General features: G+C 67.1%; 19 protein-coding genes and 1 pseudogene. 10 read left to right on the top strand and 10 right to left on the bottom strand.

Features of this window, described 5'->3' with window-relative positions:
- Positions 1–14 precede the first annotated feature (14 nt).
- Together ABD093_RS07565 and ABD093_RS07570 are read left to right on the top strand one after the other, a co-directional pair.
- Positions 15–545, top strand: coding sequence for a hypothetical protein (locus ABD093_RS07565; RefSeq protein WP_343923461.1), 531 nt, complete (start codon positions 15–17; stop codon positions 543–545).
- Entirely contained in the window at positions 443–1,219 is a 777-nt protein-coding gene (locus ABD093_RS07570) for a sulfurtransferase (RefSeq protein ID WP_343923463.1), read from the top strand. The genes ABD093_RS07565 and ABD093_RS07570 overlap by 103 nt, the downstream gene beginning before the upstream one ends.
- Before the next feature lie 61 nt (positions 1,220–1,280).
- Here ABD093_RS07570 and ABD093_RS07575 read toward each other — a convergent pair whose 3' ends face one another.
- A complete protein-coding gene (locus ABD093_RS07575) occupies positions 1,281–1,919 on the bottom strand; it encodes a hypothetical protein (protein ID WP_343923465.1) in 639 nt (212 codons plus the stop codon).
- A 141-nt stretch (positions 1,920–2,060) separates the two neighbouring features.
- Positions 2,061–3,038 carry an aldo/keto reductase gene (locus tag ABD093_RS07580; RefSeq protein ID WP_343923467.1) on the bottom strand — a complete coding sequence of 326 codons (978 nt, stop codon included), beginning with the start codon at positions 3,036–3,038 and terminating at the stop codon, positions 2,061–2,063.
- A 141-nt stretch (positions 3,039–3,179) separates the two neighbouring features.
- Between ABD093_RS07580 and ABD093_RS07585 the strand changes: the two genes are divergently transcribed.
- From ABD093_RS07585 to ABD093_RS07610, 6 genes are all read left to right on the top strand, one after another.
- On the top strand, positions 3,180–3,539 hold the full coding sequence (locus tag ABD093_RS07585) for a hypothetical protein (RefSeq protein WP_343923469.1): 360 nt from the start codon (positions 3,180–3,182) through the stop codon (positions 3,537–3,539).
- 162 nt (positions 3,540–3,701) lie between these two features.
- Complete coding sequence (locus ABD093_RS07590; protein WP_193119248.1) at positions 3,702–4,232, top strand: DUF2975 domain-containing protein; 531 nt, start codon at positions 3,702–3,704, stop codon at positions 4,230–4,232.
- Position 4,233: 1 nt separating this feature from the next.
- Positions 4,234–4,473 carry a helix-turn-helix domain-containing protein gene (locus ABD093_RS07595; protein WP_193119247.1) on the top strand — a complete coding sequence of 80 codons (240 nt, stop codon included), beginning with the start codon at positions 4,234–4,236 and terminating at the stop codon, positions 4,471–4,473.
- Between the two features lie 190 nt (positions 4,474–4,663).
- Positions 4,664–5,413 carry an MSMEG_4193 family putative phosphomutase gene (locus ABD093_RS07600; protein WP_343923471.1) on the top strand — a complete coding sequence of 250 codons (750 nt, stop codon included), beginning with the start codon at positions 4,664–4,666 and terminating at the stop codon, positions 5,411–5,413.
- Positions 5,410–5,982: a DUF3090 domain-containing protein gene (locus ABD093_RS07605; RefSeq protein WP_193119245.1), complete on the top strand. Its 573-nt coding sequence runs from the start codon at positions 5,410–5,412 to the stop codon at positions 5,980–5,982. Before ABD093_RS07600 ends, ABD093_RS07605 begins: the two co-directional genes overlap by 4 nt.
- The gene (locus ABD093_RS07610) at positions 5,982–6,749 is read left to right on the top strand and encodes an SCO1664 family protein (protein ID WP_343923474.1); all 768 of its coding nucleotides are present in this window, start codon (positions 5,982–5,984) and stop codon (positions 6,747–6,749) included. The genes ABD093_RS07605 and ABD093_RS07610 overlap by 1 nt, the downstream gene beginning before the upstream one ends.
- Here the strand turns inward: ABD093_RS07610 and ABD093_RS07615 are convergent.
- Both ABD093_RS07615 and ABD093_RS07620 read right to left on the bottom strand, forming a co-directional pair.
- Positions 6,688–7,398 carry a YdeI/OmpD-associated family protein gene (locus ABD093_RS07615; protein WP_343923476.1) on the bottom strand — a complete coding sequence of 237 codons (711 nt, stop codon included), beginning with the start codon at positions 7,396–7,398 and terminating at the stop codon, positions 6,688–6,690. The two genes, ABD093_RS07610 and ABD093_RS07615, sit on opposite strands and share 62 nt — an antisense overlap.
- Before the next feature lie 38 nt (positions 7,399–7,436).
- Positions 7,437–8,489, bottom strand: a complete 1,053-nt coding sequence (locus ABD093_RS07620; RefSeq protein WP_343923478.1) for a helix-turn-helix transcriptional regulator — start codon at positions 8,487–8,489, stop codon at positions 7,437–7,439.
- A 107-nt stretch (positions 8,490–8,596) separates the two neighbouring features.
- Here ABD093_RS07620 and ABD093_RS07625 point away from each other — a divergent pair, with 107 nt between their 5' ends.
- Together ABD093_RS07625 and ABD093_RS07630 are read left to right on the top strand one after the other, a co-directional pair.
- The gene (locus tag ABD093_RS07625) at positions 8,597–9,010 is read left to right on the top strand and encodes a VOC family protein (protein ID WP_193119241.1); all 414 of its coding nucleotides are present in this window, start codon (positions 8,597–8,599) and stop codon (positions 9,008–9,010) included.
- A gap of 193 nt (positions 9,011–9,203) precedes the next feature.
- Positions 9,204–9,959 carry an SDR family NAD(P)-dependent oxidoreductase gene (locus ABD093_RS07630; protein ID WP_193119240.1) on the top strand — a complete coding sequence of 252 codons (756 nt, stop codon included), beginning with the start codon at positions 9,204–9,206 and terminating at the stop codon, positions 9,957–9,959.
- Positions 9,960–10,194: 235 nt separating this feature from the next.
- Here the strand turns inward: ABD093_RS07630 and ABD093_RS07635 are convergent, their stop codons facing one another.
- The 6 genes and pseudogenes from ABD093_RS07635 to ABD093_RS07660 form a co-directional block, all read right to left on the bottom strand.
- Entirely contained in the window at positions 10,195–10,662 is a 468-nt protein-coding gene (locus ABD093_RS07635) for an AAA family ATPase (RefSeq protein ID WP_343923481.1), read from the bottom strand.
- Between the two features lie 129 nt (positions 10,663–10,791).
- Positions 10,792–11,259: a bleomycin resistance protein gene (locus tag ABD093_RS07640; protein ID WP_193119486.1), complete on the bottom strand. Its 468-nt coding sequence runs from the start codon at positions 11,257–11,259 to the stop codon at positions 10,792–10,794.
- 151 nt (positions 11,260–11,410) lie between these two features.
- On the bottom strand, positions 11,411–12,268 hold the full coding sequence (locus ABD093_RS07645; protein ID WP_343923484.1) for a PhzF family phenazine biosynthesis protein: 858 nt from the start codon (positions 12,266–12,268) through the stop codon (positions 11,411–11,413).
- Between the two features lie 112 nt (positions 12,269–12,380).
- Entirely contained in the window at positions 12,381–12,878 is a 498-nt protein-coding gene (locus ABD093_RS07650) for a GNAT family N-acetyltransferase (RefSeq protein ID WP_343923486.1), read from the bottom strand.
- A gap of 119 nt (positions 12,879–12,997) precedes the next feature.
- On the bottom strand, positions 12,998–13,390 hold the full coding sequence (locus ABD093_RS07655) for a GNAT family N-acetyltransferase (RefSeq protein ID WP_343923488.1): 393 nt from the start codon (positions 13,388–13,390) through the stop codon (positions 12,998–13,000).
- Positions 13,391–13,464: 74 nt separating this feature from the next.
- Positions 13,465–14,139 (bottom strand): annotated as a pseudogene (locus tag ABD093_RS07660) (nucleotidyl transferase AbiEii/AbiGii toxin family protein); the annotation flags it as partial.
- Positions 14,140–14,667 lie beyond the last annotated feature (528 nt).

Below are 14,667 nucleotides of genomic sequence, written 5' to 3' on the forward strand. Positions count from 1 at the left end.
TGTACCCTCGGCGCATGACGCTCCGCCTCCTCAGCTCAGAGATCGTGCACATGGACCCTTCCACGTCCCTATGGATCCAGCTGACCGAGTTCGCCCTCGACCCGGGGCAGAGCGACCACGAGGTGATCACGGACCTGATCGCCGCCCCGGGGTACGCGCACGACTACGCCTCCCCCGTCGAGACGCGCCCTGTCGTCACGGAACCCGCGGTCCATGGCCGATGGTGGCGCAGCAGCATCACGACCGAGTCCTTCGCCCCCTGCACCGCGGCGAGCGCCGAGGGCCGTCTGCAGTCCTGGGCGGACGAGCAGGAGTGGACGGAGCCGTCCTTCCGCCAACCGCCCGACGTGCAGCGCCGGCTGCAGGAGGTCTGCGCGCTGCTGCGCACCGCACGTCGCACAGCAGAACGTCCTGCACCGTCGCCGATCTGTAGGCTCACCCTGTGGAACGCGTCCTCAACATCTCCGCCTATCTGTTCACCCGGATCATCGATCGTGAGCAGCTACGACCCGTGCTGCGCGAGCGCGCCGAGGCCGCGGGTCTGAAGGGCACGATCCTCCTCGCAGAGGAAGGCATCAATCTCTTCCTCGCCGGCGACGCCGAGGCGGTGCGCGGGTTCGTGGAGGAGCTGCGCACGGACTCCCGCTTCGCCGAGCTGACCACGACGGAGACCTGGTCGGCCGAGCAGCCGTTCCGCAAGATGCTCGTCAAGCTCAAGCGCGAGATCATCCGCATGGATCACCCCACGATCCGCCCTGCCGAGGACCGTGCGCCGGCGGTGGCGCCGCGCACTCTCAAACGCTGGCTCGATCAGGGGCACGACGACGGCGGCCGCGCGATCGTCCTGCTCGACACCCGCAATGCGTTCGAGGTCGACTACGGCACCTTCGAGGGCGCGATCGACTGGCGCATCGAACGGTTCACGCACTTCCCCGACGCGGCATCCGCACATCGCGACGCGCTCGAGGGCAAGACCGTCGTGAGCTTCTGCACCGGGGGGATCCGCTGCGAGAAGGCCGCGATCTACCTGCGCGAAGAGGGCATCGACGCTCTGCAGCTCGACGGCGGCATCCTCGGCTACTTCGAGCACGTCGGCCAGGACCACTATGACGGGGAATGCTTCGTCTTCGACGAGCGCGAAGCGCTCGCTCCCGACCTCACGCCACGGGACGGCGTCGCATCGTCAGACGACGCGGCCCCGGCCCCGAGCACGTCATAGCGGCGGAGCTGCCGCTGCCAGGTCGCCACAGCCGAGTCGCCGCAGCAGAGTCGCCGCGATCTCACCGCCTCTGGCGGCCTCCGAACATCTGGTGAGCGGCGTTGATCAGCCACATGACCTCGCCCTGATCCAGCCCCTCGACCCCGGGCACGTAGATGTGGGGGTGGGTGCGGTTCCAGAACGGACCGGTGGCCGGTGAGATCCGGCCTCGGAGGTCGGGGGCGAGATGCTGGTTGACGGCGACGAAACCCGTGCGGGTCAACGGCATCACCGCCCGACGGGTGTATCCGCTGGAGTGTTCGGAGCGCACCAGACGGTGCTGAGCCGCACCGAAATCACGCCATGGGATCGGCCCCACACCCCGCAGGGTGATGCCCCCGGCCTCGAGCACGACAGGGTGGGATTCGACGGCGCGATACCTCTTCTGCTGCCGATACCACACGCTGATCAGGGCACCCATCACGGCGAACATGACATAGACGCCGAGGACACCGGCCACTGTGGCGACGGTGACCTCGACTCCCGCGACGAGGACGATCGGGATCGCGACGAGGCCGCCGACAGCGAGCAGCACGACGAGCGCCAGCAGGGCCAGGATGAGCCACCGCATCGCCGTGGACCAGAGGGCCGGCGCTCCCGCGAGAGTGACCCGCCCTGTGCTGCGCAACGCGGCCCACGCCGCTTCCACCTCTGATGACACGTGATCAGACTCCTTGTCAGGCGGTGGAGCAGACGTCCACCGCATTCCGGTTCAGAGCACCTCCTGCCGCACGGCCGGAGCGCGGGCCGTCGTGGGCTGCGCTCGACCCATGCCGCGGGTCCGGCCGGCTCTGGGCCGGGTTCAGCGGCGCGATGCGGCGAAGGTCGAGTGGCCGGGTCCGGAGCCCGGCGCCACGACGCGATCGATCGCGTCGAGCTCCTCCGCCGTCGGCTCCCATGCCACGGCGCGCGCGTTGGCGGCGACCTGCTCAGGACGCGTGGCGCCGGCGATGACAGTGTCCACGGCAGGCTGGGCGCGCAGGCCGCCGATGGCGATCTCGAGCATGCTGCGCCCGGACTCCTCGGAGAGCTCCCGGAACCCCTCGACCACGTCCCAGCGGGCCGAGTCGAGACGGGCCGTCTCGGTGGCGAGGCGGGTGCCCTCGGGGGCGCCGCCGGTCTGCGAGTACTTGCCGGTGAGCAGTCCGTAGGCGAGGGGGAAGTACGGCAGCAGGCTCATGCCGAAGTGCTCGAGGGCGGGGACCAGCTCGGCCTCGGCACTGCGGTTGTACAGCGAGTACTCGTTCTGTGCGGTGATGAACGCGGGTGCCCCGACGGCGGAGGCGAGGTGCGCGGCGTCGGCGACCTCCCAGGCGGCGAGGTTCGAGCAGCCGATGTAGCGGACCTTGCCGGAGCTGACCAGGTCGCCGAGGGCGTCGAGCGTCTCCTCCATCGGCGTGATGCGGTCGGGGGTGTGGAGCTGGAAGAGGTCGATGTGGTCGGTTCCCAGGCGACGCAGGGAGCCCTCGACCGCGCGCAGGATGTAGCCGCGGCTGGCGCGGTTCGCCCGCGCCCCCGGGTAGGTATCCCCCATGTCCATGCCGAACTTGGTCGCGATCACGACCTCCTCACGGCGGGAGCCGAGCGCCGTCCCGAGCATCGTCTCGGACTCGCCGGTGCCGTAGGCGTCGGCGGTGTCGAAGAAGGTCACGCCCTCATCGAGCGCGGCCTCGACGACAGCGGTCGCCGCATCCTGATCGATCCGGCGCCCGAAGGCGTTGCACCCGATACCGAGTGCCGAGACGAGGAGACCGCTGGAGCCGAGAGAGTCAAAGTGCATAGCCCCAGGCTATCGCTGACGCGACAGTCTCCGGCAGCCAGTCTTGTTGGGGCGTTGGGGCGTTGGGGCGTTGGGGCGTTGCGGCGTTGCGGCGTTGGGCTACGTTGGGCGTCCGAGGAACGGACGCACGACGGAGGCAAGATGGCACGGATGAAGAAGACGCCGGAGGAGCGGGCGGACGAACAGCGGCGGTACGCGCTCGCCGCCGCCGCGACCACCGATGACGAGCTCGAACCGTTCCTCACCGACCCGAATCAGGCGATCCGCAGTGGCGCCATCATGAACCGGCGCGCGAGCGCCGAGATCCTCTCTCGGTTCGCGCACGACGCGTTCTGGGGCAACCGCGTGGAGGTGGCGCGTCACCCCAACAGTTCCCGCGAGACCGTGCTCGGGCTGCTCGAGGCAGATCCTCGTCAACGCGGGGTCGTCCACAAGGCCGCGCGCGAACGGCTCGAATCAGAGGGCGTCGAGTTCGGCGAGGACCACATGCCGCTGGACTGAGAGAGTGGGAGGCGAGGTCTATCTGGCATGAGCTGGCGCGAACTCCGACGACCGTTCCGATGGGCGTCCCGACGGCATCCGGCCCTCATGCCGAGAGCAATAGGTGCGTTTCCGCCCCAAGCTTCGATTGACAAACGATAGATATCGATCGACACTCAATGCATGACCACGCCGATGCTCCGACGAGCCCTCATCATCGCACTCGAGGTCGGGCTCGCCCTGGCCCTCCTGACCTGTGTCTTCTTTCAAGCAGTCGTCGTGCCCACGGCGCTCGCCGACGAAGCCCTCGTGGACCCGGTGGTCGCCCGCGCCCAGGGAGCGTTGACGATCATCGGGATCCTCAGCATCGCGTGCTTCGAGGCCGTGCTCATCGCGACCGGCATGCTGCTGCGGCACACCTGGAACGACTCGATCTTCTCCCAGCGGCCCTTCATCTGGGTCGACGTCACCATCGGGGCATGTCTCCTCGCGGCAGGACTCAGCGTCGCCGCTGCCCTCACCGACATCGTCGCACCGTCCATCGAGGCGAGCGCGATCCCGGACGGCAGGGAGATGAGCACCGGCAGCGCGCTGCTCATCGTCGGCATGTCCGGCACCGCGGTATGCATCGCCGGGGCGCTCGTCGTCGCCGTGATGCGCGACCTCCTCAAGCGTGCGGTCACTTTCCGCCAGGAGCTGGACGAGGTGATCTGACATGGCCATCACCGTGCGGCTCGACGTCCTGCTCGCCGAGCGCGGCATGAGCGTCGGCGACTTCGCCGCAGCCATCGGGATCACTCCTGCCAATGTCGCGGTCCTCAAGAACGGGCGCGCGCGTGCCGTCCGTTTCGAGACTCTCGACGCCATCTGCCGGGTCCTCGACTGCACCCCCGGCGACGTTCTCGCCTGGACGCCCGAGGACCAGACAGACTTCCCGCCGACAACTGCTCGATGAGCTGATCTCGTACAGGGCGGGACGCCGTGTCGAGGACCTCGCCCTGCCGCTGCGCGCTCCCGAGGATCTCCACGTCGTCAGATCCCCTGCCTTCCCCTCTCGGCCTGCGCCGACGTCGGCCGGGCGGCGACTCACGTCCTGTGATCCCCCTGCCCGCACCGGCCCTCGACACGGTCGCTAGGCTGGGAAGATGGCGACAGTACTCCTCGTGCGGCACGGCCGCACCACGGCCAATGCGACGGGACAGCTGGCAGGTCGAACCCCCGGCGTCCACCTCGACGATCGCGGACGGGACCAGGCGTCACTGACCGGGGAGAGGATCGCGGCCGTGCCCGTGGTCGGGGTTGTCTCAAGCCCTCTCGAACGCTGCGCGGAGACGGCCCGAGCCATCGTCGAGCGCCAGCGCGGCACCCCGTCCTCGTCGGTCGAGCCCGAGCTCACGGAGTGCGACTACGGCCAGTGGCAGGGCCGCCAGCTCAGCGATCTCGCGACCGAGGATCTGTGGCGGGTCGTGCAGTCGCAGCCTTCCGCTGTCGTCTTCCCTGGTGGCGAGTCCATGGCCGGGATGCAGGCCCGGGCGGTGGCGGCGATCCGACGCCACGATGCCGCCATCGAGGCCGAGCACGGGCCGGGCGCGGTGTGGGTGGCGGTGAGCCACGGCGACATCATCAAGTCGATCCTGGCCGACGCGCTCGGCATGCACCTCGACGTCTTCCAGCGGCTCGAGGTGGGCCCCGCCTCCGTGTCGATCGTGACCTATGGCGCGAGCCGGCCGCGGGTCTCGGCGACCAACACGGATTCCGGCGACCTGTCCTGGCTCGTCAAGGCGATCCCCTCCGGCGACGCAGCTGTGGGCGGCGGTGCCGGCACGCCCGACGCGAACGGCGGCGGTGCCAGCACTCCCGCTGAGGACGACCGGACGCCTAGGATCGTCACATGACCGACGCACCTGCACATGTTCACGAGTTCGATTGGCCGGACCGGGTCGTCATCGGGACGGTGGGGCCTCCGGGTGACCGAACCTTCTATCTGCAGGTGCGTGCCGGGGCACAGATCGTGAGCATCGCGCTGGAGAAGCAGCAGTCCGCTCTGCTCGCGCAGAAGCTCGACGAGGTCCTCGATCAGCTCATCGACGTCGAGGGCAACCGCTTCAGCGTTCCCACCAGCACTCCCGTCGAGCTCGTCGACAATGATCCGCTCGAGGCCGTCCAAGAGCAGTTCCGCACCGGGACCATCGGCATCGGCTGGGACCCCACCACCGCCCAGGTGATCATCGAGGCGCACCCCCTCCCCGATGACGATGCGCTCGACGCCGACGCTTTCGACGAGGACGCGATCGACGACGCTGCGGAGGAGTCCGAGATGCTGCGGGTGCGGATGCCGGTCGGCACTGCTCGCGCGTTCACCCTGCGCACCCGGGAGGTCGTGGACGCCGGGCGGCCCCTGTGCACGCTCTGCGGCTACCCCATGGACCCCGACGGCCACATCTGCACCATTCCCGACTACTGATGAGCGCGCCGGATCTGGCGACCGCCGAGCTGACGCTCACCGGCCGCCTCACGACGGCCTCCAACGCGACGTTCCTGGGCACCATCGGTGACGCGACGGTGGTCTACAAGCCGGTCGCGGGCGAGGCCCCGCTCTGGGACTTCCCCGATGGCACCCTGGCGTACCGGGAGGTGGCCGCCTATCTGATCTCCCAGACTCTCGGTTGGAACGTCGTGCCGCATACGTGGATGCGCGACGGCCCGCTGGGCGAGGGGATGGTGCAGCTCTGGCAGGAGCAGGACCGCACCCAGCGCGCCGTGGACCTGGTCCCGACGGACCACCTGCCCGAGACCGGTTGGAGAAGCGTTCTCGAGGGCGAGGATCAGAGCGGGCAGAGAATCACCCTCGTCCATGAGGATTCGCCGGCGCTCCGACGCATGGCGGTGTTCGATCTGATCGTCAACAACGCCGACCGCAAAGGCGACCACATCCTCCCCATGGCTGACGCGCATCGGTACGGCGTCGACCACGGCCTCACCTTCCACTGCGACCACAAGCTGCGCACGGTCCTGTGGGGCTGGCTGGGAGAGGATCTGAGCACCGAGGAACGCGACGGCATCGACCGCGTCAGCGACGGGCTGCGCGGCGAGCTGGGGCAGCGCCTGACGGACCTGCTCAGCACCGAGGAGATCGCATCGCTCACCGCGCGCTGCACCCAGCTGCGTGCTAGCGGGCGGTTCCCGGCTCCGAGCGGGGAGATGCCGGCGGTGCCGTGGCCTCTGTTCTGAGGGCCGCCGCGGCCGCACGTGAGAGCCAGGCCGGCGTGCGCCCGGGGCGCTGGGGCGGGATGAGCTCGCCCGCCTCACAGCAGGCGACGAGCTGCCGCGCGCGGCGTTCCCACGTGACGGATTGCTTCGCGGACATGATCCAGTGGCGCACGGCCTTGCGGTAGCCGGCGGTCGACTCGGCGAGGAACGCGACAGATCCAGGGGACGCGTCCACGATCGCCTGCAGCTCCGGCGTGAGGTCCACCTCGGGGTTCTCATGGGAGTAGATGCCCGACCGATCGACGGAGCGTCGTTCGAACGCCGCGATGCCGGACGGATGCATGCGGCCCTCCGACAGGAGCCGCTCCACGTGCGCGATGTTCACGGTCGACCACGTGCTCCGTGACGTGCGCGGTGTCCAGCGCTGGCGACGCGAGTCGTCGTCGATCCTCTGCGACACCGAGTCGATCCATCCGAAGCACAGCGCCTCGAGCACGGCATCGGCCCAGCTGAGCCCGCGATCTGCGACATGAGCCTTCTTCAGCCCCATCCACAGCTCGGTGTCGGTGTCGTGGTGGCGCTCGAGCCACGCGCGGAACTCAGCGGCGTCCTGGAAGAAGATCGCCGGGCGCTCGGTGGTGCCGCCGGGTGATCCAGGGTCGGAGATCATGCGCCCACCCTACGAGCCCGCGCCGTCGGTCGCGCGGCTCATGCCCGGTCTCTCTTCACTCGTCGCTCGTCGCTCGTCATCGGCGAAGGGTGATCGGCGCCGGCCGAGTGAAGCAACCTCATCGCAGCAGCCCTCACACGGCTTCGGAGTTCGTCGGGGTGTTCGATCACCACTTCGCAGTCGAGAGCCAGGATGACGGACGGCAGCCAGTCGAGCTCCTTGGCATGGATTTCGGCTCGATGCCAGGGCGGCCCACCGTGACCCTCCTGGTCCTCCCGGTCCTCCCGGTCCTCCGCAGGGTCCAACCTCTCCAGGCGGGCCACGCTTCGCGGCAGATGACCCCTGATGCGCTCCTCGGTCTCCCGGATGTGCAGCACGACCCGGAACTGATAGTCCGCGTCGGCGAAGAGGTCGAGGAGACGGCCTTCGAGATCGGGGGGCAGCGGCGGTGCGAAGGTTCCGGATGTCGGCCGAGCTGATCGGATCCGGTCTGCCCGGAAGGTGCGTTCTTCCTGCCGATCCGTGTCGAAGGCGACGAGGTACCACCGATCGGAGTGCGCTACCAGGCCATGCGGATGGACCGTGCGCCGCGACGGGGTCCCATCGCCGCGGACGTAGCGCAGATCGAGGACGTGTCGATGGTCCACGGCCTCCGCCAACGCCAGCATCACGGCAGGGTCGGGGGCGCTATCCCCTTGCTGGGGCGTGCGCGTCATGGTGCTGAGAAGGGCGTCGATCCTCGTCGCATCAGTGGCCGGCAACGCACGCTTGATCTTGGACAGGGCCGTCTGTGCGGCTACTCCCGGTTCCCGCGACGCCGCCTGCGAACGGGCGAGTCCGAGGAATACCGCAATCACTTCCTCAGTGCTGAACATGAGCGGGAGGACGCGCTGACCGGGCGCAAGCCGGTACCCCCCGTAGCGCCCTCGCAGAGTCTCGACGGGCACCCTCAGATCAGACAGTCGCGCCACGTCCCGTCGAACCGTCCGCTCGTCGACACCGAGGCGATCGGCCAGCTCGGCGCCAGTGCGCAGCGGCGCGGACTGCAGCAGCTCGAGCAGGTGCAGCGCTCGCGCGGTCGTGTCAGCCATGGCGTCCATCCTCACTCGGATACCGGGCAGTTTCCGCCCGGTATTGACCGTAGCGTCTTCTCTGCGGCCTGGTTCGCAGGCCACGTTCACCCTCAGAGGAGACAGCGATGCAGCTCGCAGCCACCCGAATCTTCACCGACGACGTCGACGCGCTCGTGGAGTTCTACGAAACGCTCACCGGGGTCACGGCCGAGCGGCTCCATCCGATGTTCGCCGAGCTCCGTTCGCCATCGGGCACGCTGGCCATCGCCAGCACCGCCACAGTGCCGCTGCTCGGAGACGACGCCGCCGAGGCTCGCGCGAATCGCAGCGTCGCCCTGGACTTCCTCGTCGATGACGTCGACGCGACCTACACGTCCCTCCAGGATGTCGTCGAGCTGTTCGTCCAGGAACCTACCGACATGCCCTGGGGCAACCGGTCGCTCCTCCTCCGGGATCCGGACGGCAACCTGGTCAACCTCTTCACGCCGATCAACACGACAGCACAGTCTCGAGTCGCGGCAAGCTCACTTGCACCGTGACCCAGGAGGACCTGCCGCGCGAACAGGTGACAGCTCAGGCGACAGTCACGGAGTCAGGCCGCGAGCTGCACCCCTGGGATTTACGGCGGCCTCCTACTCGATGGGGATCGATCTGCCCGGACGGTCCTGGCTTCGGCGATGGCGACAGGTCCGTTCCATCCAGGTGTGATCGGCCCTCTGGTACTTTTCGCTCATGACGCTCGAGGGCAAACGAACTCTGATCATCGGCGGAGCGGGCGATGGGATCGGCCGGGCGATCACCCGCTCCTTCGGAGCCGCCGGCGCGCGGATCGCGATCGCCGACCTCGATACGCGCAGCGCCCGGGCGGCCGCCGCGGAATGGGAGGGGAGGACGCTCGCCATCGACGTCGACGTGAGATCGTCCGACGGACTCGAGTCGATGGTCCACGAGGCCGTGGCGTGGCTGGGCGGTCTCGACGTCGTCGTCACGGTGGTCGGTGGACAGGTGGCTTTCGTCCCGGCGGTTCCTCTGCACGAGATCACCGACCAGGATTGGGACACGATCTATGAGCTCAACCTCCGATACGTCGCGCGCACCCTTCGTCTGGTGATTCCGGAATTCTTGAGCCAGGGTTCCGGCGGCACCGTGATCAGCATCGGCTCCGTCACCGGATCCATGGCCGCGCCCGGCCAAGCGGCCTACGGGGTCATGAAGGCCGGACTGGCCAGTCTGGCCAGGACTGTGGCGGCTGAGTACTCCAACAAGCAGATCAGGATGAACGTAATCGCAGGCGGTGCGATCGCCACCGGAGCATCGGGAAACACCCAGGGCGACGACTGGGTCGAAGCGATACCGCAAGGTCGCTTCGGCAACGCGACAGAGGTGGCGAGCGCCGCCCTGTACCTGGCCGGTGACGAGTCGTCGTACGTCACCGGCCAGCAGCTCACCGTCGACGGCGGCGTGTCCGTGCGTGGTCCGTTCAGCTGAATCACCGCCGCACCGAGGCCTCGAACCCCTCGTCTCCGCACCCGTGTGCGATGCAGTCATCAGCGACGGCCACTTCCATGCGCACGGGGAGATCGATACCGCCCGCACCGACAGCACGACCCCGCCTGCAGAGGCAGCCTGGGGGCCGTCACTGAAGCACCCTGGTCACACGTTGAAGCGGAACTCCACGACGTCGCCGCAGATACCAACCTCTCAACAGTCACCACGCGCGGAATCACGCCCTGCGGTGCGATTCTGGCCAGCCGCGTCCGAGCGCCTCGATGGAGTCGGCAAGGTCAGCGACAGGATGACGCCCATCGAGCTCAAGGCTCGCCCCACGCCGGAGCAGCGGCTCAACATCGGCCACATATCGCCGCACCTCACCCTGTTGCTCCAAGGTGCGGCCATAAGGGTTATTGGTTCGCGACGAGATGCGTTCGATCAGCACCTCGACCGGCGCGCTCAGGAGCACTACATGATCGAACCGGTCGTAGAACACCCCCTGATTCTCGACCGTACCGGACACGATCACGTCGCCGTGGGTGGCGAGCAGTTCACTCATCCGCCGTTCATCCCATGCGCTGCCTGGCAACTCCCAACCGTCATAGTCCGTATCGACGGTGAGATGGCCGCGGCGGTCCAACTCATCGAGCAGGGTCGACTTCCCCGCTCCAGACATTCCCGTGACAAGAACCCTAGGCACGACAGTCAGCGTACTTGGACGGACCGCCCCACGCCACGGAGCAGCGTCCGACAACTCATACGTTGAAGCGGAACTCCACCACGTCGCCGCACATACCAACCTCTCATCCCTCGTCTGGCGTGCGAGTGGTCATTCGTCACTGAGGGCGTCCGAGGCAATTGCGGCAGCGACAACTCGACGCCCGATCGAGCTCTGGAATCGAATCAGGTACCCGTCGGGATCGGTCACGAGGAACTGCGTGACACCTGCTTCCTCGCTATCACTCACGCGGTACCACTTCGTCTCCGGCTGCATAAAAAGCGACCGCTCCGCTTTCGCAAGTGCTGCGAGGATCGGCTCGAGCTCAGGCACGCCGATCTGGAAGTTGATTCCCCTCCCGAACGGCGAAGCCAGCTCTTGGGTCAGCCAGTTGCGACCGACTCCGCGCTGCTCGAGCATGATGTGTGCGCGTCCGCGGGTGATGTACGCGAAGCCCTCGGCAGGGCGGTCATAAGCGATCTCGAAACCGCAAAGGCTGCACCAGAAGTCGACGCTCTTCGCAACGTCGGTGACGAGTAGTTCGGGAACGAGATCGGGTTCGTAGTCAGCATCAGCCATCCAGCCATCCTCTCAGCCGTTACTGTGCCGGTCACGGCCATTCGAGAGCGGTCGGGGCGGTGCATCAGAAAGGTTGAACCGGAACGCAACTAGACGTTGAAGCGGAACTCCACCGCATTCCGGCACAGACCAACCTCTGGCTCCTGAACCGTCACAGAACAGCGGTTCCTGAGAGGACCACCTCGGCTCGCCCGCCGACCCACAATGCGTGGTCGTCGACACTGATATGGATGCGACCTCTTCGGCCCATCGCGGTTCCCTGAGCGGCGACATAGGGGGCGATGGCGCGTTCGGTCGCGATGAGCCACTCTGCGGCTGCAGCGTTAAGGCTCCCTGTCACCGGATCTTCGAGCAGCGGCCCGTCGCCCTCGGTGAAGAAAGCCCGAAGTTCGAACGCCGTCTCCGAGCCGACGTCGTGAGCGCCGATCACGCCGATGTCCCAGCGGCCTGGATGCGCTGTCGCGTCTGGACGCAGCTTCAGAACACTGTCCGCGTGATCGAGCAGAAGCCCCACCCAGCCTGGGCCGTTGTCGAGCCATTCCGCGTCCAGCACCCGTTCGCGCTCGACCCCCAGGATCTCGATCACTACGGCGAGAAGGTCGGGGTCGACGGGACCCGAGCGAAGTCGTGGGGGCGCTGTGAAGGCGACGCGGTCCGCCTCGACGCGCACGGGGACCAGCCCAGCACCGCATTCCTGCATCACGACGCCCGACGTCGCGGGGATGCCGCCTGCGTCCAGCCATGCCTGCGCGGTTCCCAGGGTCGGGTGCCCGGCGAACGGGAGGTCAGTGTTCAGGCTGAAGATGCGCACCCGATAATCCGCGCCCGGCTCGGTCGGCGGCAGCACGAAGGTGCACTCGGAGAGGTTCGACCAGACCGAGAACCTCCGCATCGCCTCCTCGTCGAGCCCCTCGGCATCGAGGACCACTGCGACCGGATTGCCGGTGCAGGGATCCTCGCCGAACACATCGACCTGGCGGAATCTGCGCTCCAGGGATGTCGCGGTCACGTTGTCTCCTTCGTCGTGGAAGCGGGTTGGTCAGTGGTGGTGATCGACTCAGTCGCTCGCGCACCGCCGCGCTGTGCCGCGGCCCCGGCGGCGTGGCCAGGAACTGACGGCGCTACGCTTGATAGCTGAGCTCTTTGAGCATGCGGAAATTGGTCATCACAACGCCCCCGGTCACGGGATTCTGTTCGTCCACCACATGGAAGCCGAGCGATTCGAAGAGCGGGCGAGCCGTGATGCTCACATTCGAAGAAAGCCGACCCGCTGACATCTTCCGCGCCCGAAGCTCGAGGAATGTCAAGAGCTCGCGCGCCACACCTTGTCGTGCGAATCGCGGAGACACGAACATCATGTCGATATAGCCGTCGGCGCTCACATCGGAGAACCCCGCCAACTGCTCGCTGATGAGGGCGACGTAGCTCTCCCGCGCAAGCATCGACCGATCCCACCCAGCGACATCGCGGTTGTTCGGCCGCGCCCATGCCGCGATCTGTTCGGGCGTATAGTCCGCAGATGCCGTGACTGTAATCGCGTCGTGAAAGATGCGCAGCGTCTCGCCGGCGTCAGCGCTGTCGTAGGAGCGTATTCGGATCTGTGATCGGGAGCTGCTCACGGCTCCATTGTGGCATCCACGTGGACACCACTTACCCATCGACCTCAGACGTTGAAGCGGAACTCGACCACGTTTCAATACATACCAACCTCTGTGCGTTCAGGTCTCCCGCGGGGCCTTCAGAGCATCGCTCGCATGGCAAGCGAGCTGTTCACGACGAAGCCGGCCTTCTCGTAGATACGTCTGCCCCCGTCCGTGGCCATCAGCTCAGCGCGCTCGACGCCGGTCCCGCGCGCCCACGCCAGAACCGCATCGAACGCTGCGGCGCCAAGCCCACGTCCACGGTACGCAGGAAGCGCGCAGACATTGTTGATGAGGACGTCGCGCCCCTTGGGGCACGAGGGTGACGGTGCTGCATCACGAATCGCGCCGACGGCGGAGGCCACGACAACGCCGCCGTCCTCGACCACGAATATCCCGAAGTCAGGATCGTCCAGTCGCCTTTCGAACCATTCGTGGGCAGCGACACGCCAGGCCTCGCCGGACGCATCAATGCCCATCGCGGCGAACATCTCTGCTCGCAACGCCACCAATGCAGCAACGTCCACTGCCGCAGCCCGACGACCCTTTGCCACTCGCTCTGAAATCACTCCAGCCCCGATCTCTTCTCCGCATCCAGGTTCTTGGAAGATCCGCCCGAAGCAATACGCCGGATGAAGGCGTTCACCCAGTCGACTGCCTCAACAATCGAGGGCAGGACATCAAGATCCTCCGATGCCTCAGCGTAGAGAGAGGTCCACTGCGATGGCGCTGCGACGGTCGGCGGCCATGGCTGCCGTCGCCGATAGTCGAACAGCCGTGCGCAGGTCTCGGCAACGAGAGCAAGGTCCAAATCTTCGCGACTATCGAGCAGCTGGAGATCAACGAGGTCGCGGGCACACTCACTACCCTCAGCGGATACCGCGTGGAGCTTCTGCGCGATCTGATGATCCGCTCGCATGGCTCGAACTGGCATCGGCGCATCGAGGCCTACCTCCGTGAACATCGCCGCGAGGTCATCGGCGAGCTGCAGCTCGGGTTCTTCGGCGTCGCCGATCTCGTTGTGACCGAGCTCGAACTTCACCGTGCACCAGGCTCGACCTCGATAGTCGAGCTTCACCTCGAAAGGTTGCATGACGTATGCCGCGGGCACTGCCGTCGGCCGCGGCGCAGCCTTCCGCACAAGCCGACCCGTGAAGCCGGCCCATCCACGCGCCAACGCCTCTTCGAACTCGGCGCGGAACACCGCAAGGGAAGCGATCCGCGCGGCATCGAGATCCCGAGTGAATCGCGTGCCCCTCCCCTATCGGAGTGCCATCGCACTGCCACCCTTGATCGCTCCGGCGGGCAGCATCTGGCCGACGACGACCAGCCCCATGCTCACCCTGCGCCGTTGCGTCAGCCCTTCATCACCTTCGAGATTTCGAATGCGCTGTTCCAGAGAACGCACGCTGGTCGGCGCACCCACGTAGCTCAAGAAGCGATCTCGCTGCGCACTCGCCGCCACTCCGCAGTGGTCAACAGCCCCTCGTTTCGCGCCTGCTTGGCAGCACCGAGAAGACTCTCCATCTCGATCCGTCGGTGACATTCGATGAGAGCGTCCGCGACAGATTGTGAAGCAAGGCCCTCATAGATCACCGTGGGTGCATCCGAGCGCATGCGCGTCTGTTCAACGAACGCGGGGAGCTTGGAGCGGGCGCGCCTATCCGTCGCCACCTTGATCCTGCGGTCAAGTCCCAGGTAGTGGTGTAGCGATCCTTCGATGAGGGGTCAGGCTGTCAGTGCGGGCAGGGCATCGGCGTTCACCTCG

Origin of the sequence: Brachybacterium tyrofermentans (assembly GCF_039526165.1) — a bacterium.
In the GTDB taxonomy this organism is placed as follows: domain Bacteria; phylum Actinomycetota; class Actinomycetes; order Actinomycetales; family Dermabacteraceae; genus Brachybacterium; species Brachybacterium tyrofermentans.